This is a genomic window from Amycolatopsis sp. NPDC051061 (genome assembly GCF_040682935.1).
Classification (GTDB): domain Bacteria; phylum Actinomycetota; class Actinomycetes; order Mycobacteriales; family Pseudonocardiaceae; genus Amycolatopsis.
Genome location: NZ_JBFBBZ010000036.1, coordinates 25,723 through 51,511, shown reverse-complemented (window position 1 = coordinate 51,511; position 25,789 = coordinate 25,723). Strand labels below are relative to the sequence as shown.

Sequence of the window (25,789 nt, the reverse complement as noted above, 5' to 3'; positions counted from 1 at the left end):
GGTTACGGGACCGTAGGTTGTTGACGGCTGTTCAGCGAGGGAGAACACAAAACGAGGGCCAGCAGGATCGTGAACAGCGCGACGGATTGGTGCTTGACGCCTTCGATGCCGTCTCCGATGGCCGCGGTGCCGAACTGCGTCAGCGAGACGGCGAGCAGGAACGCCAGCACGACGCCCAGCGCGCCACGGCGTCGCTGCCACGCCCTGACCAGCACGAACAGCCAGATCGGCACCAGCGCGAACAACCCCAGCGGGGCGATCAGGCCGGTCAGCCCCGACACCACCGGCACCCGGTACTCCTGCGCGTGCGGCGCGAAGCCCGCGTCCTGGTCGAAACTGCCGAGGTAGTCCGGGCGGGCGGTGAGCTGGTCGGTCGCGGCCCGGTTCAGCACCTCCAGCGTCCGGCCGGGGTGGCTCGCGAAGTACGCGACGACGTTCCCGCGGGTCATCCGGCCGCGGTAGCGCGGGTAGAGCGGATCCATCGTCGCCGGGTGCGGGTGCCACCAGCCGTTGCCCGCGTACTGCGCGAACGACGGCGGCAGCCCGAGCTCGGCCAGGTCGGCCTGGGTGTCGTGCTTGCCGTCGACGATGTTCAGGAACACCGAGTTGAACACGTTGATCTCACGCGAGTCGTCGCCCGGCAACTCGGCGAGCGTCCCGTCGGGCGCGACGGCCGGCTCGACGCTCTGCTGCGCGTACAGCGTGACGACGCCGAGAGCGCCGACGACCAGCACCGCCGCCGCCCACCGCTTCGGCCCGCGCAGCGTGCCCGGCCGGACCAGGAGGACGGCGAGCGCGAGGATCGGCAGGATCGTCAGCGTCTGGACCTTGGCGTTGACCGCCAGGACACCGCCGGCGAGCGTCACCGCCATGCCCGCGTAGCTCCACCAGCCCTCGCGGGCGGTCAGCAGCAGGCCGCCGACGACCAGCAGCAGGCCGAGGAACGCCGCGCCCTCCCCGAGCACCGCGGCGAAGTACCCGAAGAACGCCGAGTCGGCGACGACCAGCAGCAGCCCGGCCGCCACGGCCAGCCGTGCGCGGTAGGAGTGCGGCAAGCCGAGCACGATCGCGGCGATCGCCGCCGCGGCGATGACGCTGCTCAGCAGGCCGAGCACGACCAGGCTGAGCGTCCCGGGCAGGCCGATCAGCCCGCCGATCCGGACGGCCAGGTCCGCGAGCCAGCTCTGCGTGAGCAGGTAGGTCGGCCGGCACGGCACCGCGCTGGGCGCGGGCGCGTAGGCGAGGCGGACGAACGCCTCCGGCAGGCCCTTCCAGGTGATCCCGGCGCCGCACAGCACGCGGCCGCCGTCGCCGTTGTTGGACATCGCGACCGGGCGCGGCACCAGGAACCGCAGCACGAACAGCGCGAACGACGTCCCGAACACCCCGATCCCGAGCTTCGCTTCGGCACCCAGCCGGCGTTTCGGGACCTCGAGCTTCACGAAGGACAGGGTACGTAGCGGAAGTCCGGGCCCTGGTCGAGGTCGGTGACCACCGACTTCGCCTGCTCCGCGCGCGGGTACACCGAGACCCAGTAGGGCGTGCCGATGCGGCGGAACGTGGCGACCTCGTACTTGCCCGCGTAGACCGGGTCGATTGCGCAGTGCTGGCGATCGGCGTAGCCGCTGTCGGCGGGCACGGCGACGGTCGGGCGGCGGCCGTTGACGACGTAGTCGTAATCGGTCGCGACGCCGCCGTCGTGGTGTCCCTCGCGGGCGATGTAGTCGTCGGTGCGGCCGAGGACGTCGATGATCAGCAGCTGCCCACCGTGAGCCGCGAGCGCGCCGGGTGCGGCGCCGCTGACGACCGACCCGGGCGGCAGGTACTCGCCGAGCCAGCCGCCGATCTCGGTCAGCTCGGTACCGTGCGCGCGCCAGTCGCGCACGCGGTCGAGCATCTCGGGGCTGAACACCGAGACGAGCACCGCGATGCCGGCGAGCCCGCAGGCGGTCACCGGGACGAGACGCGTCGCGGCGGGCCACGCCCTCGGCCGCGGCGACGGCTTCGCCTCGACGTCCGCGGTGAGCACGCCGTACGCGCTGACGGCCGCCACGGCGATCAGCGGCGGCACCGGGGCCAGCAGCCGCCACGACGGTCCGGGGTCACCGCCGATCAGCACCGCGGCCGCGGCGACGGCGGCGGCCATCACGAACAACAGCCAGATCAGGGCGCGAGCCTCGACGGCTGTGACAACCGGAGCTTCGCCCCGGGCCAGGGGCTCCGCCACCCGGAACCCCCGAAAGGCTGTGACAACCGGGGCTTCGCCCCGGCCCGGGGGCTCCGCCACCCGGAACCCCCGAAACGCGGGTTCGGTGCGACGCAGCAGCAGCGCGACCGCGGCGACCAGTCCGAGCAGCAGGAATCCCTGGTGCGCCAAGGCGAACCCGGACAGGTACGGCCAGCCGGCGGCGAGCTGGGAGCCGAGCGGGCTGCCGAGCTTCACGGCCAGCGGCGCGGGGACGAAGTGCTGGTAGAACGTCGCGCGCCAGGCCAGCCGCGGGATCAGGAACACCAGCGCGCCCAGGACGTACCCCACCGGCGCCCACCAGCTGTGCTTCTTCTTCAGCGCGGCGCCGACCAGCCAGAGACCGGCCAGCACGGCGACCACCAGTCCCTCCGGGCTGGTCATCACGGCGAACGCGACGAGCACCCCGGCGACCACCGGGCGGCGCGCCGCGAGCGAGTAGCAGACGGCGAGCAGGAGCAGCACGAACAGCGGGACCTCGGAGCCCGACGGGCCGTAGACGGCGAGGCCGCCGGCGCTCGCGGTCAGCACCGCGGCCGCGACGCCGATCGCCGGCCGCGGCTCGGCGCCGGTGCCGGCGACGATCCGGTTCACCAAGAGGTAGGAAACGAGCACGCACCCGAGCGCGGCGACGACGCCGAACACGACGGCGGCGGTTCGCACGTCGGCGCCGAACGCGGCCCGCGGCAGGGCGATCAGCACCAGCCAGAGGAAGTTCGTATAACCCTCGACGCGTTCTCCCGGGTTGAAGACCGGGCCGTTTCCGTCGGCGATGTTCTGCGCGTAGCGAAACGATACGAGCGCGTCCTCGGTGACGGTCGCGAACAACAGCTGGTGCAGCAGCGAAAGGCCGAGGGTGAGCGTGAGGACGAAACCGCGCCGGCCGCGGTCGGTGTCGAGCCGGTTCCAGGTCAGCACCACGATCGCGGCGAGGGCCAGCCACGCCACCACGACCGCGTAGACCACCCGGCCCCCTCGTGAAGATCGCTCCGCCCGGCGTCAGTCAAGCAGGGAAACGCACGGCTCAATATAACCCGTTCGGGTATCGCGAAGAGAAATTCGCGAATCGTCCCGTTCGGACGGCTTAGTCTCGTCCGTGCTCACCGTCTCCGTCGCCATTGTCGTCATCGCGGTCCCGGGCGTCCTGACGGGACTCGCCGCGGGATTGCGCGGCTGGGCCCTGGCCGGATTGGCTCCGTTGCTGAGCTACGCCATCGGCGGGCTGACCGGGCCGTGGACAGCAGCGGCGGGCTGGTCGTTCACCCCGTGGACGTACGCGATTTCGACCGTGGTGTTCGCCGCGATCGCTTACGGTGTCCGGAAACTGACGGTCCGGCGTCGGGCACCCCGAGCCGGAGCCCGGGCTGTGGGCGCGTCGCGGGCACATCGCCGTCGGCGCGTGCCTGCTCTTCGGGGCGGCGGTGGGTTTCTACGCGACGTTGCGCGGCCTGGGCCACATCGGCGCGCTGCCGCAGGGCTTCGACGCGGTGTACCACGGGAATGCTGTCCGCTACATCGCCGACACCGGCGACGGCAGCCTCTTCGGCACGAGCCACGTGAACTGGTACGGCGACGCGGCACCGGTGTTCTACCCCAACGCCTACCACCTGCTGGCGGCGGTGACGTACCGCGTGAGCGGCGCGTCGATCCCGTCGACGCTGGACGCGAACACACTGCTGCTGCCGGGTTTGCTGGCGTTGTCGCTGGTGACCCTGGTCCGCGAGTTCCGCGGGCGCGCGGTGCTGGCGGGCGCGGTGGCGCTGACGGCGGTGGCGCCGGTGGTGGGCGTCTACGAGTCGATGGACCGCGGGCCGCTGCTGCCGTTCGCGCTGGGCGTGACGCTGACCCCGCCGGCCGCGGTGGCGTTGCGGCGGTACCTGGAGCGCGTCGCGCCGGACACGGGTTTCGTGCTGCTGCTGGCGGCGGTGGGCTTGCTGTGCGTCCATTCGTCGACGTTGTTCGGCGGGATCCTGTTCGCCGGGCCGCTGCTGGTGCAGCGCTGGATTTCGGACTGGCGCCGGATCGGCCGCGACCTGCCGGCGCTGCTGCCGATCGCGGTGGCATCGCTCCTGGTGGCGTGGCTGCAGTTGTTCGGGGCGCTGGGCCTGGCGACGAGCGACGTACCGTACTACGGCTGGCCGAGCGAGTGGCGCGCGACGACGGCGCTGGGGGCGCTGCTGGGGTTCCAGCACTTCGAAGCGCACCCGCAGGTGTGGCTGTCGGTGGCGCTGTTCCTGGGAATCGTGTTCTTCGCGCGGGCGGGAGCGTTGCGCTGGATCGGCCTGACGGCGGGGGTCACGGGCCTGGCGTACCTGGCGGTGGCATCGTCGAACGCGCCGTTGGTGATGGCGTTGTCGCGGCCGTGGTGGGACGACCCGTACCGGTTCTTCGCGATGGCGGCGATCCCGCTGTGCGTCCTGGCGGCCCACGGCTTGGCGTCGACGCAGGCGTGGTTGAGAGACCGGCTGCCCGCGCGCGTGCCGGCGGTGGCGGTCGCCGTGGTGGTCCTGCTGGGTTTCGTGGCGCTTTCGAACGGCTTGTACTTCAGGTCGAACGGAGCCCGCGTGTACCCGGGCTACCAGGCGGCGGACCCGTCTCAGCTGCGCGTGACGCCGGGCGAAGAGGCGGCGATGGAGGAGCTGGGCAAGCTGGCGGCGCCGGGCGAGTGGGCGATGAACGACCGCTTCGACGGAACGGCTTGGACTTACGCGCTGTCGGGCGTCCGGACGGTGGCCGGCCATTTCGACGAGACGTTGCTGCCGAAGGACGCTTTGGTGCTGGCCGGGCGGTTCCGGGACTACCGGACCGATCCCGAGGTCCGGGCGGCGGTTCGGCGGCTGAACATTCATTGGGTGATCTTGGGGAAGCCTTCGACCGAGCCGGGGAAGCCGTATCAGGCGGGGTTGACCGGGTTGGCCGGGGAGCCGTTCCTGAAGGAGAGCTGGCGCAATTCCGATGCGGTTGTTTATCGGTTGCTGCCCTGAGTTGGTGATTCACGACCGCCACTGAGGTGGAGTTGTCCACATGTGCGTAACGGCTGTGGACAACTTGGGTACAGCCGGTGGACAACCGGGTCAGGCGGGCGTGACGGCCGGACGTGGCCGCAAGCCGGGCGGGGCCGGGCGGACGGGCCGCTGGGCGAGTCGGCGGGCCGGGCCGGGAGTGACCGGCGGGCCGAGCCAGGCTGGCCGACCGCCGAGCAAGTCGACCGAGCCGGGCCAGGCCGGCGTGACCGCCGAGCGAGCTGGGTCAGACCGGCATGACCGTCGAGCAGGCCTGCCGAACCGGGCGGGTCAGGCGGGCGTGACCGCCGGGCGAGCCGAGCGGGCCGCTACCGCTGCCAAGCCCGCCGTCACCAAGTCCGCCACCGTGAACATCACCCGGGACGCCACCGCGAACGCCGTGGCCTGGCCGACCGTCAACCCGCTCGCCGTCAGCACCGCCACCTGCGCCACCTCGCGGACGCCCACTCCGCTCGGGAGGATGAACGCGAACGTCCCCACCGTCATCGCCACCGCCATCGCGCCGACGCACAGGACGAAGCCGCCGAAGCCGGGTGCGCCCACGGAGTTCGCCAGGAGCCACAGGTGAACTCCCTGCAGGCACCACGCCGCCGTCGAGGCGCCGAAGACCTTGCCCACCACGCGCCAGCCCAGCGGGTGCTGCAGCGGGGGGCGGCGCAACAACCGCAGCACCAGGGACGTGCCCCACGTCAAAATCTTCGGGTGCAGCATCGCCAGGCCGACCGGGATCAGCACGAACAGCCACAGCGCGCGGGGGCTGTTGCTGAACACCGCCGGCGCCGCCAGGAGGGACACCACCAGCGCCGACACCACGCCCACGCCGAGCTGGATCAGGGAACCCGTGAAGATCCGCGCGCGGGCCAGGCCCGCCTTGCGGCCCAGCTCCATCTGCAGCAGGTATGCCCACACCGACCCCGGCACGTACTTGCCGAGCGAGCCGACCAGGCAGATCTGCGCTCCCCTGGCGTAGCCGATCGGCTTGCCCAGGTCGTCGACCATCATCTGCCAGCCCCAGGTCGACACCAGGATCGCCGCGACCAGGGCCACCAGGCTGAGCAGCGACGACTGCCACGCCACGTCACGCAGGGTGTGCCAGAACTCACCCCAGTTGGAGGCCAGCTGCTTCGCCGCGAAGCCGATGACCAGCAGGATCGCGACCCACCGGACGACGTCGAGGATCTTCGCCTTGGCGGACTTCCGCTGCTTTCCGGCAGCCGGAACGTCCTCCGGGCTCTCAACGGTCGTCATCGACGGTCTCCTCAGGCCTGCACCGTGACCAGGCGGCTGAATTCGGCCAGCAGATCGTAACCGTCCCACACCGCGGAGAACGTCAAGGCACTGCCGAACGGGACGATCCGGTCGACGCCGCGGCCCGCCAGCTCGTGCGCGAATGCCGTCAGCTCCTCGGCCGCGAAGCCGAATTGGGTGACCGTCTGGTCCTTCCGCAGGACGATCGGCACCAGGTCCGACAAAGTGGACACTCGCGCGTTCGCGAACGTGCCCGCGCCGAGCCACTCGCGCGGCAGGACCGCCGGGTCGGCCAGCTCCAGCGTGGCCAGCCCGTTGCCCTGGAAGTCGATCTCCTTGACCAGCCCGTCGACCGCCGCGCCGTACGCCGAGACGCGCTTCTGGACCGCCATCGCCGGCTCCGTGACGTGCTGTTTCGCCGCCAGCACCGCCGCCAGAAGCGTCCGGAACTCCTGGCCCGCGGTCTGCGCGCCCGCCGCGTCGCCGACCCAGAACACCGCGCGCGGGGACGAGCAAGCGGCCTGGTCGAACCAGTACGAGTCGTTGTAGAAGCCTTCGGCGGCCGTGCGGCGCTCCGCTTCGGAGGCTCGCTGCCAGCCCGCCACCGACGCGACGGCGAACGACGAGCGGTCCGGGAACGTCAGGTCACGCGCGTGCGGGGCCAGCGGGTACTTGCGCAGCGCCGCGACCGAACCGTCGCCGCCCCAGATGACGCGCAGGTCGGCGGCCAGGGACAGGGCGCCGCTCACCTCGTCGCTCCGGTCGTACGTCACCATCCGCTGGGTCGCGGTGATGGCCTCCGCCACCGAAGCGTCCACTTCGGACAGTGCCGCGTTCAGCGCGTCCAGCACCGCCTCGGCGGCGCCGGCCGAGCGCGACGACACCCGCACGACGTTGTGGTTGCCCGCCAGCGCGGACAACGCCCACGAGTAGACGAAGATCGTGTCGACGTTCGCCGGCGGCACGTGGAACACCAGCCCGCGCGGGAACCGCAGGGAATCACCCGAGGTGTCCAGCGTGGACAACGCCTTGGCGATCTCGCCCTTGCGCAGGAAGAAGCCGAGTGACGCCAGCTCCGGGAACCGGCGTGCGGTGGCCGGGGCCAGCAGCTTGCGGGCGAACTTCGTGATGAATTCGACGATCCGCGGATCGCCCACGCGCAACCGGCCGCCCGGGGGCGACGCACGCAGCTCGTCGACCAGGTCAGCTACCGAAACCGCATCCGACAAAGGAAAACGCTGGGTCAGGGAAGTCACGCCGCCGCTCCAGAGAACGTGTCCGAGCAGCCGCGGGCCTCGGCCTTGGGCAGCCGGCCCAGCACCGAGAAGTGCTTGCCCGGCCAGTCGCCGTCGTCGATTCCGTTGTAGACACCGAGGTCCTCGGTCAGCAGCACGTGCCCCGGGTACGACCGCGGCAGCGTCGAGACGACCTCGATCACGCCCGGCTCGCCGACCGGCTGCTCTTCCCACGTCTCGGGGTTCCGGATCACGACGTCGGCGAAGTCCGGGCAGTAGAGCGAGTTTCCGGACGGCCCTTCGAGGAACACGGTGCCGATCTGCTCGATCATCCCGTAGTAGTTGTGGATCCGGGTGAGCCCGGTGTCTTCCTTGAACCGCCGCCGGAACTCGGCGTTGTCCACCGCGCGGTCGATCAGCTTCTTCCAGCCACCGCTGTGGATGAGGATGCCGTTCGACAGGTCCAAGCCGTGCTCGCGCGCGACCTCGTACAGGTACTGCCACACCATGAACGTGAAGCCGAAGATCAGGAACGGCTTGCCGCCGTACTCGGCCAGGAACTTCTTGACCGCCTCGACGTCCGGCTGGTCGTTCTCGTCGAGCACGTACGTGTGCTTGCGGCCGAAGTTCGCCATGCCCAGCACGCCCGCGCCGCGCGCGGAGAACGACCGGCGGTTCTTGATGATGCCGATCGTGTCGACCATCAGCATCGGCAGCCGCTCGCCGCCGAGGACCTCCTGCAGCGTCGCGCCCAGCTGCTTGGTCTGCGCGCCCGCCGCCTCCTTGTCCAGGTAGATCCGCGACGCGCCCGCGCCGGTGGTGCCGGACGACGTGAGGGTCTTGAACACCTCGCTGTCCGGGACGGACTTCAGGTCGTGCGTCTTGAACATCCGCACCGGCAGCCAGGGCAGGTCGGCGATCGTCGCGAAGGAAGCGGATGGCGCGATCCCCAGCGACGACAGGATCCGCTCGTAACCTTCGGAGTTCGCCCGGTGGTGGGCCGTCAACGAGGCGAGCTCGGGCAGCAGCAACGCCTCCCGGTCGGCCTGCGACCGAGTGAACACGTTCATACCTTCGCCTCCAATGACCGGTAGTCGATCTTGCCGCTGGCCAGCAGCGGCACGGTGTCGATCGGGCGGACGTCGAACCCGCTGGCGTGCAGGTGCAGCCGCTCGGACAGCGCCCGCGACGCGTCCTTGCAGATGTCCTTGTCGACGCCCTCGGCGAACAGCACCACCTTGTCGCCGGCGGGCACCGCCGCCACCACGTCGATCCCGACCGCCGCCGTGCGCGCGGCTTGTTCGAGGTCGTCGAGGCTGATGCGGTTGCCGAACACCTTGCCGATGCGCTTGAGCCGCCCGGTGATGAACAGGTACCCCTCTTCGTCGAGGTATCCGAGGTCACCGGTGGCGAGCACGCCGCCGCATTCGTCGCCCTTGGCCAGGCCGGACTCGTCGTCCGCGTAACCCAGCATCACATTGGGCCCACGGTAGACGACCTCACCGACAATTTTCGGATGCGTGGTCTCCGACCCGTCGTCACGACGGACCGCGAACTTGCCGCCCGGCAGCGCCGGCCCGGCGGAACCGAGCTTTTCGGCCAGTCTTTCGGCGGGCACCGTCGTCATCCGCGGCGCGGCTTCCGTCTGGCCGTACATGACGTACATCCGGCCGCCGACGGCCAGCATCTTGTCGTTGAACTCGGTGATCAGCTCGTCGCGCAGCTTCCCGCCGGCCTGCGTCAGCGTGCGCAGCGTCGGGTACTTCGCGGGGTCGAACTTGAGCCGCCGCAGCATTTCGTAGTGGTACGGGACACCCGAGAGGGACGTGACGCCGTAGGTGGTCACGGCGTCCCAGAACCCCCGGCCGAGCACGCCGGACGGCTCGATCACGACGGTCGCGTCGCGCACGAGGTGCGAGTTCAGCACCGAAAGGCCGTAGCTGTAGTGCAGCGGCAGGCAAGTCGGCGCGACCTCGTCGGCGTCGATGTGCAGCACCTGCGCGATGGCGTCGGCGTTGGCCAGCAGCCCCGGCCGCGAGAGCCGGACGAGCTTCGGGTTCCCGGTGGACCCGCTGGTCGGGAGCAGCACGGCGAGGTCAGGGTGGGGCGCGACGCCCTCGGCGGAGTCGCGGACCCAGTCCGGGCCTCGCACCGAGTACCCCTCAGGGGCGTCACCCGAAGCCGCCAGCACGGCCGCCGGGCGGAAGCGCGAAATCAGCCCGGCCAGCACGTCGGCGTCCAGCGCCGGGTCGATCAGCGCGATCGCCCGCCCGGATTCGAACGCGCCCAGGTAGGTCAGCACGCTCGGCAGGTCGATCGACATCCGCGCGAACACGACGCCGACCGGCAGCGTGGCCAGCTCTTCCACCCGCCGGCCGACCTCGGCCGACAGTTCCGCGCCCGCCAGTGTGCGGCCCCCGGCCACGTCCACCAGCCGAGCTCCCGCACCCAGCAAAGTCACAGCACCAAGCCTCCGTCGACGCCCAGCACCTGGCCGGTGACGAAGGACGCCTCATCACTCACCAGGAACCGGATCGCGTTCGCCACGTCTTCCGCCCGGCCCAGGCGCCCGAGCGGCGTCTTGCCGGCGTTCTCCGTCTTCGCGTCCTCGCTCAGGCCCGCGGTCAGGTCGGTCTCGATCACGCCCGGCGCGACCGCGTTGACCCGGATCCCGGACCGGCCGAGCTCCTTCGCCGCCGACTTCGCGATGTTCGCCACCGCCGCCTTCGACGCCGCGTACACCGTCTGACCGGCACTTCCGTACTCGCCGACGATCGACGCGAGCACCACGATCGAGCCGGTCTTCTTGCGCATCATCGCCCGGGCCGCGGCCTGGACGGTGTGCAGCGTGCCGGCGACGTTCGTGCTCAGCGTCGTGTCGACCAGGTCCTCGCGGATCATCCCGAGGAGCGCGTCCTCCATGATCCCGGCGTTCGCGACGACGATGTCCAGCTTGCCGTGCTCCTTCGCGACGCCTCTGACCAGCGAAGACACTGCCTTCGCGTCGGTGACGTCCAGCGCGAGCCCGGCCGCGGCGCCCACCGAGGAGGCCGCTTCCTTGGCCCGGGCCTCGTCGCGGCCGGTGAGCACCACCGTCGCGCCCGCGTTCACCAAAGCGCGCACGGTGGCCAGGCCGATCCCCCGCGTCCCGCCGGTGACGAGCGCGACGCGACCGGACAGATCAGTCATTCTTCGCCTGCAGCTCGGTCACCATGTCCACGGCGACCTTGAAGCTCGACATGTCGATCACCTGGTCGGTGTCGAACTCGACGTCGAACTCGTCCTCGATGGCCGCGACCAGCGCCATGTGGCCGACCGAGTCCCACGCCTCGAGGTCGCGGTACTTCAGGTTCTCGACGTCCACGTCCGCGTCGAGGTCCAGCGCCTCGACGAAGACCTCGCGCAGCTTGGGGGCAACCGACATAGCCATGACTCCTAGTGTTCCTCGCGCGGGCGGGCGTCCCACGCCTTGACCAAGGTAGAGAGGTCGCCGGGCAGCGTGACGTCCGGGAGACCTTCCTTGCCCTTCAGCCACGGCCCGAGCGCCTCGATCGTCGCCTCGTCGACGCCGCGGCGGGACAGGCCCACGACGTTGACGCCGGTGACGCGGGCCGGGTTGCCGACGGCGATCGTGAACGCGCCGATCTCGCGCCGCACCGCCGAGCCCATCCCGATCATCGCGCCGGGCCCGATCACGACCTTCTGGTGCAGGATCGCGCCCATGCCGAGGTTGGCGCCGTCCCAGATGTGGCAGTGGCCACCGGTGACGGCGTTGGACGCGACGGTCACGCCGTCGCCGACCAGGCAGTCGTGCGCGACGTGGGAGTTGCGCAGGAAGTAGCCGTCGCTGCCGATCGTCGTCGTCCGCCAGGTCCCTTGGTGGACACTCACGTACTCGCGGAGCCGGTTGCGGCTGCCGATGACGACGCCGTGGCCGTCGTGATCCGCGTCACCCGTCGGCGCCTCGTCCCAGGCCGCGGGGTGGGGGCGGCCGCGGTCCTCGCCGGGCGTGCCGATCGTCACGTGCGGGCCGATCCAGTTGCCGTCGCCGATCCGCGCCGGGCCGACGATCACCGCGAACGGCCCGATCACGTTGTCGTCCCCGATTTCGACGCCTTCGCCGAGGACGGCGGTCGGGTGGATGCGGTTGGCCACGGGCGGGTATCCGTTCGTCGGCGGCTGGGTACTGGGCGTGCTACCGCGCCCGGTAACGTGTGGCCCGCGTTCATGCAGGGCGGCCGGGCGCAGAACCGGCAGCTCACTGTACCGGACGCGCCGAAATCGCCTGCCGAGAGAGACAGCCCATGATCCCCATCACCGTGGTCGACGTCCGCGACGCGGAGGACCTCGTCGTCGAGGTGCTGCGCTCCGGCGCCATCGCACAGGGACCGATGGTCAAGCGCTTCGAAGACGCCTTCGCGGCCGTCTCCGGGACGAAGCACGCGATCGCGGTCAACAACGGGACCACCGCGCTGGTCGCCGCGCTCCAGGTGCTCGACCTGAAGCCGGGCGACGAGGTCGTGACGTCGCCGTTCACCTTCGTCGCGACCCTGAACGCGATCCTCGAGGCCGGCGCGACCGTCCGCTTCGCCGACATCCGGCGCGACGACTTCGCGATCGACACCGACGCCGTGGCGAAGGTCGTGACGGACCGCACGAAGGTGCTCATGCCGGTGCACCTCTACGGCCAGACCGCGGACATGGGCAAGCTCGCCCCGCTGGCCGCCGAGCACGGCCTCCAGGTCATCGAGGACTCCGCGCAGGCCGTCGGCGCGTCGTTCGAGGGCAAGCAGGCCGGCTCGTTCGGCATCGGCTGCTTCTCGCTGTACGCGACGAAGAACATCACGACCGCCGAGGGCGGCGTCATCACGACCGACGACGACGCGCTGGCCGACAAGCTGCGCGTGCTGCGCAACCAGGGCATGCGCGCCCGCTACCAGTACGAGGTCGCCGGGCACAACTACCGGATGACCGACCTCCACGCGGCGGTCGGCATCCCGCAGCTCGAGAAACTCGACCAGCTGACCGCCGCCCGCCAGGCGAACGCGAAGCGGCTTTCGGAGGGCCTCGCGGGTACGCCGGGCCTCGAGGTTCCGAAGGTCCTTCCGGGCCGCGAGCACGTCTGGCACCAGTACACCGTGCTGGTCGGGCCGCACGCGTTCCTCTCGCGTGACGAGCTGGCCGCGGCGCTGACCGAGCGCGGCATCGGCAACGGCATCTACTACCCGAAGATCGTCTTCGACTACGACTGCTACCGCGGGCACGACCTGATCCCGGGCGCGCGCGTCGAGGACTTCCCCGTGGCGAAGTCGGTCGCCGACCAGGCGCTTTCGCTGCCGGTGCACCCGCACCTGACCGAGTCCCAACTGGACACCATCATCGAGACCGTTCGCGAGGTACTGGGCGCATGACGCATCGGATCGCTCTTGTCGGAACCGGGAACATGGGTTCCCTCCACGCTCGTGTGCTCGCCGGCAACGAACGCGTGGAGCTGGTCCGCGTGATCGATCCGCGCGAGGAGGCCGGCAAGGCCGTCGCCGAGCGGTACGAAACGCAGTGGACGCCGGAGATCGGCTCACTGTCCGATGTGGACGCCGTGGTGCTCGCCTCGGCCACCGAGGTGCACTACGACCTGGCGCAGGAGATCCTCGGCCAGGGCAAGCCGATGCTGGTCGAAAAGCCGGTGTGCAACAGCTTCGAGAAGTCGCAGGAGATCGTCGCGCTGTCGAAGAAGCAGGGTGTCGCGCTGATGTGCGGGCTGCTGGAGCGCTACAACCCGGCGGTCATGACCGCGCGGGCACTGGTGCAGGAGCCGATCCACCTGATGGCCCGCCGCCACGGCCCGTACGCGCCACGCATCAAGACCGGCGTCGCGTGGGACCTGCTGGTGCACGACGTCGACCTGGCGATCCAGTTCTTCGGCGGCGCGACGCCGTCGCGTGTGACGTCCGGCGCGGGGTACTTCCACCCGTCGTCGGTCGAAGGTGCCGAGGACACCATCGAGACGGTGCTGTCGTTCGACACCGGCCTGGCCACGGTTTCGGCCTCCCGGCTGGGGCAGCGGAAAGTCCGGTCGCTGGTGGTGTCCGAAATCGACCGCTCGATCGAGATCGACCTGCTCCGCCGCGACGTCACGATCTACCGGCACATCTCCCACGACTCCGTCACCCCGGACGGCCTCGGCTACCGGCAGCAGACGGTGATCGAGATCCCCGAGCTGATCACGGCCCGCGAGCCGCTGGCCTCGCAGCTGGACCGGTTCTGCGACCTGCTGGAGGGCAAGGTCGACGCCGACACCGAGCGCGACCTGATCCTGCCCTCGCACCACGTCGTCGAGCAGGTCCTGACGCAGGCCGCGGCCTAGCTCACCGGCGCCGGGAAGGCCGCCGGGCTCCGGCGGCCTTCCTGGCCCACCGCGCGGACGGCGAAGAAGACGTTGTCCTTGGACAGGTCGATCTTCGCTGTCAACGCCGGGCCGACGCCGATCGCGTGCGTCCAGTCCGGCGCCGTCGTCTCGCGCCAGAGGACCTCGTAGCCCACGGCGCCCGGCGTTGCGTCCCACAGCAGTTCCGAGTCGTTCGTCAGCGCCGCCGTGCGGATCTTGACGCCCTTCGGGGTGCCTGGCGCGGTCGCGAGCGACCACAGCGCGGCGCCGTTCACCCGCGCGACCCGGGCGATGAACGGGAAGTCGCAGAACTCCGGCAGATCGCCGTACTGGACGCCGTTCTCCACGCGCACGTCCTGGTGCTGGTGCGCGAAGTCCTCGGCGGGCTCGGTGAACCGCGCCGCCGGGTAGCCCTGCTCCAGGAAGCCGATGTGGTCGCCGCCGCGCAGGTAGCGGTCGCGGCGGTAGATGATCCGGACGTTCATGCCGGTCGCGTCGTTCTCCGCCACGGACTTCACGAACCGGGCCAGCTGCCGCGGCGGTGAGTCGTTCTCGCCGCCGATGCTGCGCCGCAGGTTCGCCTCGGCCGGCGTCTCCGCGGTCGGGACGCCCTCGGCGAAGAGGCGGATCGTCGTCGGGTCCCGCGCGCCGTCGTCGGCGCGGCTGGAGCCGACGATGTCGTCGGTGAACATCGCCTGGACGTCGGTGCCGGCGGCCTTGAACCGCTGCGCCATGTACCGCGAGCCGTAGAGACCCTGTTCCTCGGCCGCGACGGCGGCGAAGACGATCGTCGCGGCCGGCTGCCGGGTCGAGAGGACCCGCGCCAGCTCCAGCGAGACGGCGACGCCCGAAGCGTCGTCGTCCGCTCCCGGCGCGTCGCCGGTGAAGTCCATGACGTCGGTGCGACGCGAGTCGTAGTGCCCCGAAACGACGTACACGCGGCCGGGTTCGGTGGACCCGTGCAGCGTCGCGACGACGTTCGTGATCTTCGTCGGGACCGGGATCCGGTCGGCCGGCGGCTGGACGTACGACTGCAGCTCGACGGTCATCCGGCCGCCGGAAGCGGCCGCGACCTGCTGGAACTGGGCGTAGAGCCAGTCGCGCGCGGCACCGATGCCACGGAGCGGGTCGTCCTGCGCGGACAGCGTGTGCCGGGTGCCGAACGCGGCCAGCCGCCGCACGGTCGCCTCGATCCGCCGTTCGTCGACCTGCCGGAGCAGCGCCCGCAGGTCCGGGCCGGGACGCTGGGGCCGCACCGGGCCGCCGGGCCCGCGGTCCCCGAGTTCGGCGGCGCCGGCGGGGACACCGACCGCGGAAGCGGCTCCCAGCACGGCTGAAGCGGTGAGGAACGCTCGTCGAGAGGTCACGGATCCGGTCTTACGCCAGCACGGGCCCGCCGTGTACCGCCGACCGGACGCCCGGCTACTTGGTGAGCCGCTGGCCGTTGGGGTCGTAGGCGATCAGCGGGGTCAGCGACGCCGAGTCCGGCACGGCGACGGGGTCGAACCAGAAGAAGACCACGTTCGGGTCTTCGGTCCACTTGGTCAGGCTGGCCTCGACGGTCTTGCCGTGCACCGTCGTGGTGATCCGGGCCGCCGGGCCGGCGAAGTAGCCGAAGACCGGGATGAGCTGGTCTTGGAGGACCTCGCCGCCGTCGGTGGCGTGGAAGCCGAACGACCGGTCGGAGCCGCGGACCTCGTTCGTGGCCAGCGCGGCCCGCAGCGACGTGCCGGAGCGGAACCCGGCCACCAGGCCGAAGTGGATGTCCGGCAGCAGCTGCGGTTGGTCCACGGCCCACGCGAAGAAGACGATCTCGCCTGCCTGTGTCTGGATGCCGGTGCCGACGACGTCGCCGATCGGCGACTTTTCGGGCGGCGTGGTGGTCGACGCCGGTGCGGCCGACGTCGGCGGGGCCGGCGGCTGCGCGACCGGGGCGGGCGGGGGCTGCCGCAGCTGGACGGCGAACACGACCACCAGCACGACGACGGCCGCGGCGGCGGCGCCGGCGGTGGTCGTCAGCACGCGGCGGCGACGCCGGATGCGCGTGCCGCCGGCCATGATCTTGGCCAGGTCCGGCTCCGCGAAGGGTTCGGCGGGCGGCTGCCGGAGGGCGGCGCGGAAGTCGTCGAGGTCGTTCATCGTCCGCTCCCTCCGATCAGCGTGTCCTCGTCGGTGTCGGCCTCGAGGCGCAGCTTGGCCAGCGCCCGCGAGTTGGTGCTCTTCACGGTACCCAGCGAAACGCCGAGTTCACGAGCCACGTCGGCTTCGGGCAGGTCGAAGAAGTGGCGGAGCACGACGACAGCGCGTTCGCGGGCGCTCAGCGTCCGCAGCACGGCGGTGAGCCACGCGCGCTGGGTGACGACCTTGTCGACGTCGAGCCGGTCCTGCTGGTCGGGCATCGCCTCGGTGGCGTACTCGCGGATCGGGCGCCGCCAGCCGTCGATGACGTGGTTCATCAGCACGGTGCGGGCATAGCCGTAGGCGTCCTTGTGCCGGACCCGCGACCAAGCCGCGTAGGTGCGGGTGAAGGCGGTCTGCGCGGCGTCTTCGGCCTGGTGGCGGTCACCGGTGAGCAGGTAGGCGGCGTGGGTGAGCCGGGCCGAGGACGCGCGCACGAAGTCCGCGAACTCGTCGTCGCCGCGCGCCATGCGTCACCTCATTCCGTCTCTCCCAGCGACGGCCGGGCCGCGGAAAGGTTGCTCTCAACCTTTTCGAGCGTACGCCCGTCGTTCCCCCGGACGATCTTGTCTCCGAGGGAGGAACCGCATGAGGAAACGCCTCGTCATCGCCGGAACCGTCGTCGCCGCGTGCGGCGCGCTGGCCGTGTCCGGCGTGCTGACCAGCGCGAACGCCGCACCGGTTGCGCTCGCGGCCGCGCCGGTTGCGCTCGCGGCCGCGCCGGTCTCACCACCGCCGACCCGCGTTGCCGAGCCCGAGCACGAGGTGCTGGGCGAGGTGATCCCGTCGGGCTTCGGCGACCTGGTCTTCTACGGCGTGAAGGTGCGGGAACCGCGGCTCCCGCGGACGACGTTCGGCATCATGGCCGGGACGCGCGCCGGCGGAGACCTGGTCATCGCGAACGAGACCTCGGGTTCCGACAAGGCGCCGGGCTTCCACGCGGTGACCGGGGGCATGAACGTCAACGGCCACGACGTACCGGGCTTCGGCTACTACGTCGGCCCGGCGGCGAAGATCACGAGCTCGGCGGGGGTCGCGCACCAGGCTCGCTGGAGCGCGGACCCCAACGTGGTCGTGTTCTGGTTCGACCCGGGAACGCCCGACCCGGCACGCCTGAAGGCCTACGACGCGGCCGGCGACAAGCTGCCCGGGGGCAACCCCGACGTCGGGCACGGCTGAAACGTTGCGTAACCGCAATCCTGCGCTCGGTTACCGAGGGCTAGATTGTCTTGCGTGCGCTTCACGGGGGAATCTTCGCCGCCGCACGCCTGTTGACCTGCGTCACAGCGTGTTCGGGCGGTTCCACGACGGCGGCGCCGGCGACGACGTCGGTGCCGCCGTCATCCACTTCGGCGAGCAAGCCGAAGCCGACGGCTCCGACCTTCACGCCGGCCGCCTCGCCGGCCGAGGTGACCGCCGCCTGTCCGTTCCTGAGCGACTACGTGTGCGAGTACGGCGCCGGCCAGACCGCTGAGCTGTTCATCGGCCCGGACACGTCGGTGGCCCGGTTCATCGCGGGCGCGAAGTCGGGGTGCGAGACACCCTCAGGCCGCGACGACACCTTCACGCAGCTCGGAAAGCCGCTGGCGGACCGGCTCTAGAGTCGCTGAGCCCGCCGAGTCGTCAGGGCGTTCAGGTCGATGGCGAGCGCAGTACCGGCGAACTCGAGCTCGGCTGCTCCGGAGAACTCGCCGAAGTTCTCGTAATCCTCGTCCACCAGCCGGTAGGTGATCATGCTGACCAGGGAATCGAGATCCACGATCCAGTAGTGCTCGATCCCGGCTTCGGCGTACTCGGAGAACTTCGTGACCTGGTCGGTCCGCTTGGTGCCTTCGGAGAGAACCTCGATCACCAACCGCACGTCGCCGACGCTCAACCGAGCCGGATTCGTCTCCACCAGAGCGGCTGGGGCCACCAGCACATCAGGCACCCGAACGGTGAGCGGCGATACACCGACGACCATCTCGACTTCGCTCAGCGCGCAGTACTCGTCCACGAGCTGCTCATTGAGCAAGTAGCCCAGCCGGATAACAGCTCGCTGGTGGAACGAAATCGGACGCGGTGCCACGACAAGAACCCCTTCGACCGCTTCGACCTGGTACTCCGGGGTTTCCGGCAGATCGATCCAGTCTTCGAGGGACAGGAGGTGGTGAGGCCACTCCATGACACTCATCGCCTTCTCCTCGCCGTCAGTTACTGGCCGTCATCTTCCCACGTCATCCTGCCGGAAGGCTAGTGCTCTGAGTAGTCGCCCGATGGGGCTCCCCAGCCCGATGTGTTCTGCCCGTGTGACTCCGCGATCTCCCGGCGGCGCGCGTTCTCCGCGCGCACCCGGTCCACTTCGGACTGGATGTACTCCTCGTCGTACCGCTGGAACACCCGCGCCGGGTTGCCCGCCACCAACGTCCGCGGCGGAACGTCCTTCGCCACCACCGAGTTCGGCTGCACCGTCGCGAAGTCGCCGATCGTCACGCCCGCCATGATCACCACCAGGCCGCCGATGAAGCAGCCCTTGCCGATCTTCACCGGCTTGCGCTCGATCAGGTCGCTGCCCGAATGGTTCTGCAGCGTCATGTTCGCGAGCCAGCTCGAGTGCGTGAAGATCAGCGTGTTGAGCCCGATGCTGGTGTGCTCGCCGATCTCCAGGCCGCCGCTCGCGTCGAGGGCCGCGCCCTCGCCGATCCAGCAGTGGTCGCCCATCTTCAGGTTCTCGGGGCTGATGATCTTGACGCGCTCGCGCACCCGGCACGTTTCCGGCAGGCCGTAGAAAGCCGCCCGCTCGGCGTCGTTCAGGTACTGCGAGACGAGCTCGGTCAGGATCTGCGGGCGCAGCCGGTGGCTGCGCTCGTCATCGAAGAACATCCGCTTCCGACACCAGTTTCTCGAACGTACGAAGGTGTTCCTCGGCGACGACGTCGAGGCCGAAGTTCGACCGCACCAGCTCGCTCTCGCGCTGCGCGATCAGGGCCCGGCGATCCGGGTCGTCGAGCAGCTCGATCACCGTGCGCGCGACGGCTTCCGCGTCGTCGGGGCGCACGAGCAGCACGTTCTCGCCGTTGCGCAGCTCGATGCCCGGGTAGTTGTCCTCGGTGACCGACGCGATCGTCGCCGTGCCGGAGAGCATCGCCTCCAGCGACGCCGTACCGCAGCCGCCGTTGAGGTCGTGCGTCACGATGTCCGCCGCCGCGAAGTACGCCGGGACGTCAGCCTTCGGCACCGCGCCCGTGACCACCAGCGCGTCCGAAACACCCAGTTCGGCGGCGCGCTTCAGGAACGCGTCGTGGTAGACGCGGCCGACGATGACCACGCGCACGCCCGGGTGTTTGTCCAAAATGGACGGCAGTGCCTCGATCAACGGCAGCCGGTTGCGCAGCGGGATGACGTGCCCGAGCGAGACGATCAGCGGCGCGTCACCGATCTCGTGCTCCGCGCGGACGTCCTTGGTCACCGGCTTCGCGAAGTGACCCGTGTCGACCGCGATCGGGAAGTACTCCGAGTTCGCGTCGCTGGTGCCGTAGCGCTCGACGCAGTAGTCGACGCCCAGCTTGTCGAGGATGACGTACTTCGGCCGGATGTACTTCAGGATCGGCCGGACCAGGACCGCGTCGAGCATCCGGAACACCCCGCCGTACAGCTTGTTGTCGCTGATCAGCAGGGTGTGGATGGTGAGCAGCACCGGGATGTCCCGCCGCCGCGCGTAGATCCCGGCCAGCCACGACAGGTCGAAGAACTGGCCGTGCAGGTGGATCGCGTCCGGCTGGAACTCGTTGAGCAGCTTCCACAGCCGCCGCCAGTTGCCCGGCCGCGGCGACGCGAAGCTCATGTCGAAGTCGATCGACAGGCCGACCTGCGGCATCTTCACCGCCGGGACGCGCACGACGCGGTAGCCGTCGCGCTCCTCCTCGGCCGGGGCGTCGGCGTAGGCGGCCGTGATCGCCAGGACTTCGTGCCCCGCCGCCACGAACTGCGCCGCCAGCGAGGCCGACATGTGCGCGCTCCCGCCCACCCGCGGCGGGAAGAAGTTGTTCACCACCGCGATGCGCATCGCGCGTCCCCGAGCCGGCCCCGCCGTGGCACTCACTCGGTTTCCTTGACCAGTTCCCGCATCCCGTCTTCGACGGTGATCCGCGGTTCCCAGCCGAGCACCTCGCGGGCGCGGCTGATGTCGGCGGCGCGCCGCGACACCAGCACGTCACGCTCGTTGAACAGCGGCTCGACGTCGACGCCGACGGCCTCGATGAGGATCTTCGCCAGCGCGGCGATCGACGTGTCGATGCCGGTGCCGATGTTGATCGGCAGGTTCGCCCGCTCCGACTCCAGCGCGGCGACGACGGCGCGCGCGAGGTCGGCGACGTGCACGAAGTCCATCGACTGGTCGCCGCGGCCGTCGATGATCGGCGGCTGGCCGGCGCGCAGGCGCTGGATGAAGTGGTTGATCACCGACGTGTAGTAGGCCTCGATCTTCTGGCCCGGGCCGTACACGTTGAAGAACCGCAGCGCGTTCCAGGACAGGCCCTTGGTGCGCTCGTAGAAGCCGAGCATGTCCTCGCCGGCGCGCTTCGAGATGCAGTACGGCGTGAGCGGCTTGAGCTCGTCGTCCTCGTGCATCGGCAGCCGCTTCGGCTCGCCGTAGACCGACGCGGTCGAAGCGAACACCAGGCGCTCGACGCCCTCGTCGGCCGCCGCGGCGAACACGTTGTGGTTGCCGACCATGTTGATGTCGATCGACTCGTGCGGGTCGGCGATCGACTTGTTGATCGACACCGTCGCGAAGTGGATGACGTGCGTGCAGCCGCGCATGGCCTCGCGCACCGCCCCGCCGTAGCGGACGTCCTTCTCGACGAGCTCGACCTTGCCGGTGGCGACGAACTCGTCGACGCGGGCGCGGTCGCCGCGGGTCATGTTGTCGAAGATCCGCACCGTGTAGCCGCCCTCGATGAGCAGCGGGATCACGTGCGCGGCGATGAACCCGCCAGCCCCGGTGAAGAGCACCTTCTTGTCGGACACCAATTTCTCCTCGGTAGGCGGCTTCAGGACAGGGACTGCACGGCTTCGCGCACGACCTCGCCGACGCGGGTGACCTCGGCGTCGGTGAGGTTGGCGTGCATGGGGATCGCGAGCTGACGCGCGAACGCGTCCGCCGAGACGGGCAGCGGGGCCTGGGGACCGTAGATCGGCTGCAGGTGCGAGGCGTAGGTGCCGAAGTTGCACTGGACGCCCCGCTCGCGGACGCGCAGGGCGAGAGTGTCGCGGCTGACCTGCGGCGCGACCGTGAGCAGGTAGGCCTGCCACGGGTGCTCCCGATCGGACAGTTCGACCGGGACGGTCAGCGCGTCGACGTCCTCGAAGGCCTCGTGATAGCGCTTCGCGACGGACCGGCGGGCGGCGAGGAGGTCCGGCAGCCGGTCGAGCTGGACGTTCATGATCGCGGCCTGGACGTCCGACATGCGGAAGTTGTAGCCGAGCTCGTGGAACTCCGGGATCGGCAGCGTGTCGGAGCCTTCGCGGCTGATCGCCGGCTCGATGCCGTAGGTGTGGAGCTTGCGGGCGTGCGCGATGAGGTCTTCGCGGTCGGAGACCAGCGCGCCGCCTTCGCCCGCGGTGATGCCCTTGCGGCCGTGGAAGGAGAACGCGGCGAGGTCGGCGAGGCTGCCGGCGGGGCGCGTCTTGTACGTCGCGCCGGCGGCGCACGCGGCGTCCTCGAAGAGCCAGAGGCCGTGCTTGTCGGCGATCGCGCGGTACTCGTCGAAGTCGCCCGGCTGGCCCGCGACGTCGACGACGAGGATGCCGACGGTCTTCGACGTGATCAGGGACTCGACGTGGGCCGGGTCGGCGCTGAAGACGTCCGGGCGGATGTCGGCGAACACCGGGGTCGCGCCGGCCTGCACCACGGCGTGGCCGGTGGCGGGAAAGGTGTAGTCGCCGACGATGACCTCGTCGCCGGGCCGCACGCCCAGCACCTTGAGGCCCAGGAAGAGCGCGGAACCGCAGTTCGCGGTCGTCAACGCGTGCGCGGTGCCGGTGACCTGGGCGAACCGCTCCTCGAAGCGGCGGCACGCCGGGCCGGCACCGGCCAGCCAGCCGGATCGGAAGACCTCGGCCACGGCGGCGAGCTCTTCTTCGCCCACGGTGGGTTGGCCGAGGGCAATCCCGCCGACGTGCTCTTTCCCGCGGAGGCGGCTACTGATGCTGTCGGTCGACATACCTCTCCCATTGCGTGGGGACCCGGCGAAGTGTATAGACGCTCTCTCAGGTGATTCACAGCCCCACACCGAAGACCACCACGGTGTGAAGACTTCCCCAGGTCGGGGGACGTCTTAGGCTGGGGCCCATGCGATTCGGGGTACTGGGGGCCGTCGCCGCGTGGAGCCGGGACGGCACGCCGGTGGCGGTGGGCGGCCCGCGGTCGCGGATGTTGCTGGCGCTGCTCGCCCTGGAGGCCGGGCGGTTCGTCCCGGCCGAACGGCTGATCGACGGCATGTACGGCGAGCACCCGCCGGACGGCGCGGCCAACGCGCTCCAATCACAGGTGTCCCGGCTGCGGACGGCGTTGAAGGAGCTGGCACCGGTCGAGTTCACCGCGGCCGGGTACCGCCTGGTCGTCGAACCGGACGAAGTGGACGTTCACGCTTTCGAACGTCTGGCGCGCGAAGGCCGGGCGCTGCTGAAGAGCGGCGAGCACGCACGAGCGGCGTCCACAGTGGGCGAAGCGATGGCGTTGTGGCGTGGGACGGCGTTCACCGACCTGGCCGACGCGCCGTTCGCCGCCGCCCAGGCCGCCCGGCTCGAGGAGCTGCGGGCCGACGCGGCGGACGACCACGTCGAGGCCCGGCTGGCCCTCGGGCAGGCCGAAGACGTCCTCGCCGAGCTGCGGGAGACCGTCGCCGCGCAGCCGCTGCGGGAACGCCCGCGCGCGCAGCTCGTCCGGGCGCTCGCCGCCGCGGGCCGACCGGCCGACGCGCTGGCCGCGTTCGAAGACGCCCGCCGCACGCTGGCCGACGAGCTGGGCGCCGACCCGGGCCCGGACCTCGCCGAAGCCCACCTCGCCGTGCTTCGCGGCGAAACCGAGAAGCCGGCGATGTCCGCGCTGCCCGCGCAGCTGACCAGCTTCGTCGGCCGGGACGACGAGCTGCGGCAGGTGGCCGAGCTGCTCGAACGCAGCCGGCTCGTGACGCTGACCGGGCCGGGCGGTACCGGCAAGACGCGGCTGGCCGTCGAAGCAGCCGCGGCCGAGGCCGGGCCGGTCGCGTTCGTCGAGCTGGCCCCGCACGACGGTCCCGGTGTCGCCGGGGCGGTCCTGGGCGCGCTCGGCCTGCGCGAAAGCTCGCGCGGCGGCCCGCAGGACCCGGCCGACCGCCTGATCTCGGCGCTGCGCGACCGGGCGGCGCTGCTGGTGCTCGACAACTGCGAGCACGTCGTCGACGTCGCGGCCCGGCTGGCCGCGCGGCTGCTCGGCGCGTGTCCCGGGCTGCGGGTGCTGGCCACGAGCCGCGAGCCGCTCGGCATCACCGGCGAGCAGCTGGCGCCGGTGCCGCGGCTGGCCGTGCCGCCGCCCGGGACGCCCGCCCCGGAGGCCTTGGCGTACCCGGCGATCCGGTTGTTCGCCGAACGCGCGGCCGCGAGCGATCCCGCGTTCACCGTCGGCGAGGCGACGATCGGCGACGTCCAGCACGTCTGCGCGGCCCTCGACGGCCTGCCGCTGGCGCTGGAGCTGGCCGCGGCGCGCGTCCGGAGCCTGGACCTCGGCGAGATCGCGGCCCGGCTCGACGACCGGTTCCGCCTGCTCGCCCGCGGCAGCCGGACGGCCGAGGAGCGGCACCGCTCGCTGCGCGGGGTCGTCGAGTGGAGCTGGGACCTGCTCGGCGACGACGAACGCGAGCTGGCGCGGCGCCTGACGGTGTTCCCCGGCGGCGCGACGCTCGCCGCGGCGGCCGAGGTCTGCGGCGCCGACTCCGACCTGCTGCTCGAACTGGCCGACAAGTCGCTGGTCGAAGCCGTCGGCGGACGGTTCCGGATGCTGGAGACGATCCGTGCGTTCGGCGCCGAGAAGCTCGCCGAAGCGGGCGAGACCGAGACCGTCCACCGCGCGCACGCCGAGTACTTCCTGCGGTTCGCCGAGGAAGCCGACCCGATGCTGCGGACCGCCGCGCAGCTGGCGTGGCTGGACCGGCTCGACGCCGAGTACGACAACCTCCTGGCCGCCCTGCGCTGGGCGACCGAGCACGACGTCGCGCTCGCGCTGCGGCTGGTTCCGCTGCTGGCGATGTACTGGTGGATGCGCGGACGGCGGTTCGAGGGCGCCGGGTTGTCGCTCGCGGTCGTCTCGCGGGTCACGCCGGAGCTGCGCGATGAGTACGTCGAGGAGTTCCTGGTGTGCGTGCTCGGGGCGATGTCGGGCTCGCCGCACGAGTCGCTGGAGCAGTACCTGCCGCTGGTGCGGCGCTACGCGACCGACGGCGACTGGTCGCCCCGGAACCCGATGCTGGTGATGCTGCTCGGCGTCGTCGTGGGCCCGCCCGCCGACGACGACGAGCTGGCCGGCCGCGGCGAGGGGCTGCTGGCGGCCGGGGACGCCTGGGGCTGGGCGTTGCTGCCGACGGGCATCGGCCTGCGGGCGATGATGTCCGGCGACCTGACCGGGGCCGAGGACGGCCTTCGCGAGGGCGCGGCGCAGTTCCGCGCGCTGGGTGAGCGGTGGGGCCTGTCGATGGCGCTGGACCACCTGTCCCAGCTGCTCACGTGGCGCGGCGAGCACGACGCCGCGCTGCCGCTGATGGACGAGGCGCTGGGGTTGATCCACGAGATCGGCGCGACGGACGACGCCGCCGACCTGATCTGCCGCCGCGCCTGGACCCGGCTGCTGTCGGGCGACCCGGCCGGCGCCCGCACCGACTACGAACTGGCGGCGGCGACGGCTCGCCGCACGGGGATGCCCGAGTCCCGCGCGGCGGCTCACGTCGGGCTGGCGAACCTGGCCCGCCTGTCCGGCGAGCTGGCCGCGGCCCGGGAGTGGTGCGAGCGCGCGCTCGCGGAGTGCCCGGGCGGCTCGTTCGCGGCGGAGACGGTCCGCGCGATGGCGCTGATCTCGCTGGGCTGGCTGGCGCTGGCCGAAGGGCGTCCGGCCGAAGCGGCCCGGCTGCACCGCTCGGCCCTGCTGACCGGACGGCAGTGGCACGCGGGCGACGTCGTGGCGTTCGCGCTGGAGGGCTTGGCCGGGGTGGCTCGGCCGGCGCAGGCGGCGACCCTGCTCGGCGCGGCGGCGGGCGTGCGGGGGACGTCGATCGCCGGCGACCCGGACGCCTCGTCGGTGCGGTCCCGGGTCGCGGAGTCGCTGGGGACGGCCGGGTTCGAGCGGGCTTACCGGACGGGCTTGGGGATGAGCGCGCAGAAGGCGCTGACCGCGGCCGGACTGGACGGCGAGCAGCCGCGTTCCGGCTCAGCCGCTGGTCCGCGCCCTTCGCCGCTCGCGTAGCCT

At 71.1% G+C, this 25,789-nt stretch carries 23 protein-coding genes and 1 pseudogene; 6 read left to right on the top strand and 18 right to left on the bottom strand.

The annotated features are described in order from the left end of the window. Positions 1–2: 2 nt before the first annotated feature. The gene (locus AB0N03_RS36970) at positions 3–1,442 is read right to left on the bottom strand and encodes a hypothetical protein (protein ID WP_364382011.1); all 1,440 of its coding nucleotides are present in this window, start codon (positions 1,440–1,442) and stop codon (positions 3–5) included. Further along, positions 1,439–3,211 (bottom strand): hypothetical protein, encoded by a 1,773-nt coding sequence (locus tag AB0N03_RS36965; protein ID WP_364382008.1) that lies wholly within the window; start codon positions 3,209–3,211, stop codon positions 1,439–1,441. The genes AB0N03_RS36970 and AB0N03_RS36965 overlap by 4 nt, the downstream gene beginning before the upstream one ends. Positions 3,212–3,341: 130 nt before the next feature. Between AB0N03_RS36965 and AB0N03_RS36960 the strand changes: the two are divergent. Continuing rightward, positions 3,342–5,229 (top strand): annotated as a pseudogene (locus AB0N03_RS36960) (DUF6541 family protein). 309 nt (positions 5,230–5,538) lie between these two features. Here AB0N03_RS36960 and AB0N03_RS36955 read toward each other — a convergent pair. Genes AB0N03_RS36955 through AB0N03_RS36925 form a run of 7 tightly spaced genes read right to left on the bottom strand, consistent with a single transcriptional unit; the run spans position 5,539 to position 11,906 of the window. Further along, positions 5,539–6,516, bottom strand: coding sequence for a lysylphosphatidylglycerol synthase transmembrane domain-containing protein (locus AB0N03_RS36955; protein WP_364382005.1), 978 nt, complete (start codon positions 6,514–6,516; stop codon positions 5,539–5,541). Between the two features lie 11 nt (positions 6,517–6,527). Beyond that, complete coding sequence (locus tag AB0N03_RS36950; RefSeq protein ID WP_364382002.1) at positions 6,528–7,772, bottom strand: acyl-CoA reductase; 1,245 nt, start codon at positions 7,770–7,772, stop codon at positions 6,528–6,530. Further along, entirely contained in the window at positions 7,769–8,821 is a 1,053-nt protein-coding gene (locus AB0N03_RS36945) for an acyl-protein synthetase (RefSeq protein WP_364381999.1), read from the bottom strand. The genes AB0N03_RS36950 and AB0N03_RS36945 overlap by 4 nt, the downstream gene beginning before the upstream one ends. Next, a complete protein-coding gene (locus AB0N03_RS36940; RefSeq protein ID WP_364381996.1) occupies positions 8,818–10,212 on the bottom strand; it encodes an AMP-binding protein in 1,395 nt (464 codons plus the stop codon). Before AB0N03_RS36940 ends, AB0N03_RS36945 begins: the two co-directional genes overlap by 4 nt. Next, complete coding sequence (locus AB0N03_RS36935) at positions 10,209–10,940, bottom strand: glucose 1-dehydrogenase (protein ID WP_364381993.1); 732 nt, start codon at positions 10,938–10,940, stop codon at positions 10,209–10,211. Before AB0N03_RS36935 ends, AB0N03_RS36940 begins: the two co-directional genes overlap by 4 nt. Further along, positions 10,933–11,175: an acyl carrier protein gene (locus AB0N03_RS36930; protein WP_196425827.1), complete on the bottom strand. Its 243-nt coding sequence runs from the start codon at positions 11,173–11,175 to the stop codon at positions 10,933–10,935. Before AB0N03_RS36930 ends, AB0N03_RS36935 begins: the two co-directional genes overlap by 8 nt. Positions 11,176–11,186: 11 nt before the next feature. Further along, positions 11,187–11,906 carry a UDP-N-acetylglucosamine acyltransferase gene (locus AB0N03_RS36925; protein WP_364381990.1) on the bottom strand — a complete coding sequence of 240 codons (720 nt, stop codon included), beginning with the start codon at positions 11,904–11,906 and terminating at the stop codon, positions 11,187–11,189. 149 nt (positions 11,907–12,055) lie between these two features. Here AB0N03_RS36925 and AB0N03_RS36920 point away from each other — a divergent pair, with 149 nt between their 5' ends. Then, the gene (locus tag AB0N03_RS36920; RefSeq protein WP_364381987.1) at positions 12,056–13,162 is read left to right on the top strand and encodes a DegT/DnrJ/EryC1/StrS family aminotransferase; all 1,107 of its coding nucleotides are present in this window, start codon (positions 12,056–12,058) and stop codon (positions 13,160–13,162) included. Beyond that, positions 13,159–14,115, top strand: a complete 957-nt coding sequence (locus tag AB0N03_RS36915; RefSeq protein ID WP_364381984.1) for a Gfo/Idh/MocA family oxidoreductase — start codon at positions 13,159–13,161, stop codon at positions 14,113–14,115. The genes AB0N03_RS36920 and AB0N03_RS36915 overlap by 4 nt, the downstream gene beginning before the upstream one ends. On the opposite strand, the gene AB0N03_RS36910 is transcribed toward AB0N03_RS36915, so the two are convergent. The 3 genes from AB0N03_RS36910 to AB0N03_RS36900 are packed head-to-tail and all read right to left on the bottom strand — an operon-like array spanning position 14,112 to position 16,784. Beyond that, complete coding sequence (locus AB0N03_RS36910) at positions 14,112–15,503, bottom strand: M20/M25/M40 family metallo-hydrolase (RefSeq protein WP_364381981.1); 1,392 nt, start codon at positions 15,501–15,503, stop codon at positions 14,112–14,114. The genes AB0N03_RS36915 and AB0N03_RS36910 overlap by 4 nt on opposite strands. 55 nt (positions 15,504–15,558) lie before the next feature. After that, positions 15,559–16,275, bottom strand: coding sequence for a hypothetical protein (locus tag AB0N03_RS36905; RefSeq protein ID WP_364381979.1), 717 nt, complete (start codon positions 16,273–16,275; stop codon positions 15,559–15,561). Further along, positions 16,272–16,784, bottom strand: coding sequence for a SigE family RNA polymerase sigma factor (locus AB0N03_RS36900; RefSeq protein WP_364381976.1), 513 nt, complete (start codon positions 16,782–16,784; stop codon positions 16,272–16,274). The genes AB0N03_RS36905 and AB0N03_RS36900 overlap by 4 nt, the downstream gene beginning before the upstream one ends. A 118-nt stretch (positions 16,785–16,902) precedes the next feature. Between AB0N03_RS36900 and AB0N03_RS36895 the strand changes: the two genes are divergently transcribed. Continuing rightward, on the top strand, positions 16,903–17,493 hold the full coding sequence (locus tag AB0N03_RS36895) for a hypothetical protein (RefSeq protein ID WP_364381973.1): 591 nt from the start codon (positions 16,903–16,905) through the stop codon (positions 17,491–17,493). Between the two features lie 61 nt (positions 17,494–17,554). On the opposite strand, the gene AB0N03_RS36890 is transcribed toward AB0N03_RS36895, so the two are convergent. Continuing rightward, on the bottom strand, positions 17,555–17,701 hold the full coding sequence (locus AB0N03_RS36890; protein ID WP_364381970.1) for a hypothetical protein: 147 nt from the start codon (positions 17,699–17,701) through the stop codon (positions 17,555–17,557). Between the two features lie 22 nt (positions 17,702–17,723). On the opposite strand from AB0N03_RS36890, the gene AB0N03_RS36885 reads away from it, so the two are divergent. Continuing rightward, positions 17,724–17,915 (top strand): hypothetical protein, encoded by a 192-nt coding sequence (locus AB0N03_RS36885; RefSeq protein ID WP_364381967.1) that lies wholly within the window; start codon positions 17,724–17,726, stop codon positions 17,913–17,915. Here AB0N03_RS36885 and AB0N03_RS36880 read toward each other — a convergent pair. Genes AB0N03_RS36880 through AB0N03_RS36860 form a run of 5 tightly spaced genes read right to left on the bottom strand, consistent with a single transcriptional unit; the run spans position 17,912 to position 22,517 of the window. After that, the gene (locus AB0N03_RS36880; RefSeq protein ID WP_364381964.1) at positions 17,912–18,487 is read right to left on the bottom strand and encodes a Uma2 family endonuclease; all 576 of its coding nucleotides are present in this window, start codon (positions 18,485–18,487) and stop codon (positions 17,912–17,914) included. The two genes, AB0N03_RS36885 and AB0N03_RS36880, sit on opposite strands and share 4 nt — an antisense overlap. A 59-nt stretch (positions 18,488–18,546) precedes the next feature. Next, positions 18,547–19,176 carry an acyltransferase gene (locus AB0N03_RS36875; protein ID WP_364381961.1) on the bottom strand — a complete coding sequence of 210 codons (630 nt, stop codon included), beginning with the start codon at positions 19,174–19,176 and terminating at the stop codon, positions 18,547–18,549. Further along, complete coding sequence (locus tag AB0N03_RS36870) at positions 19,163–20,359, bottom strand: glycosyltransferase family 4 protein (protein ID WP_364382160.1); 1,197 nt, start codon at positions 20,357–20,359, stop codon at positions 19,163–19,165. Before AB0N03_RS36870 ends, AB0N03_RS36875 begins: the two co-directional genes overlap by 14 nt. A gap of 32 nt (positions 20,360–20,391) precedes the next feature. Continuing rightward, positions 20,392–21,321, bottom strand: a complete 930-nt coding sequence (locus AB0N03_RS36865) for an NAD-dependent epimerase/dehydratase family protein (protein ID WP_364381959.1) — start codon at positions 21,319–21,321, stop codon at positions 20,392–20,394. A gap of 23 nt (positions 21,322–21,344) precedes the next feature. Then, the gene (locus tag AB0N03_RS36860) at positions 21,345–22,517 is read right to left on the bottom strand and encodes a DegT/DnrJ/EryC1/StrS family aminotransferase (RefSeq protein WP_364381956.1); all 1,173 of its coding nucleotides are present in this window, start codon (positions 22,515–22,517) and stop codon (positions 21,345–21,347) included. A 128-nt stretch (positions 22,518–22,645) separates the two neighbouring features. Between AB0N03_RS36860 and AB0N03_RS36855 the strand changes: the two genes are divergently transcribed. Then, positions 22,646–25,786 carry a BTAD domain-containing putative transcriptional regulator gene (locus tag AB0N03_RS36855; RefSeq protein WP_364381953.1) on the top strand — a complete coding sequence of 1,047 codons (3,141 nt, stop codon included), beginning with the start codon at positions 22,646–22,648 and terminating at the stop codon, positions 25,784–25,786. Positions 25,787–25,789 lie beyond the last annotated feature (3 nt).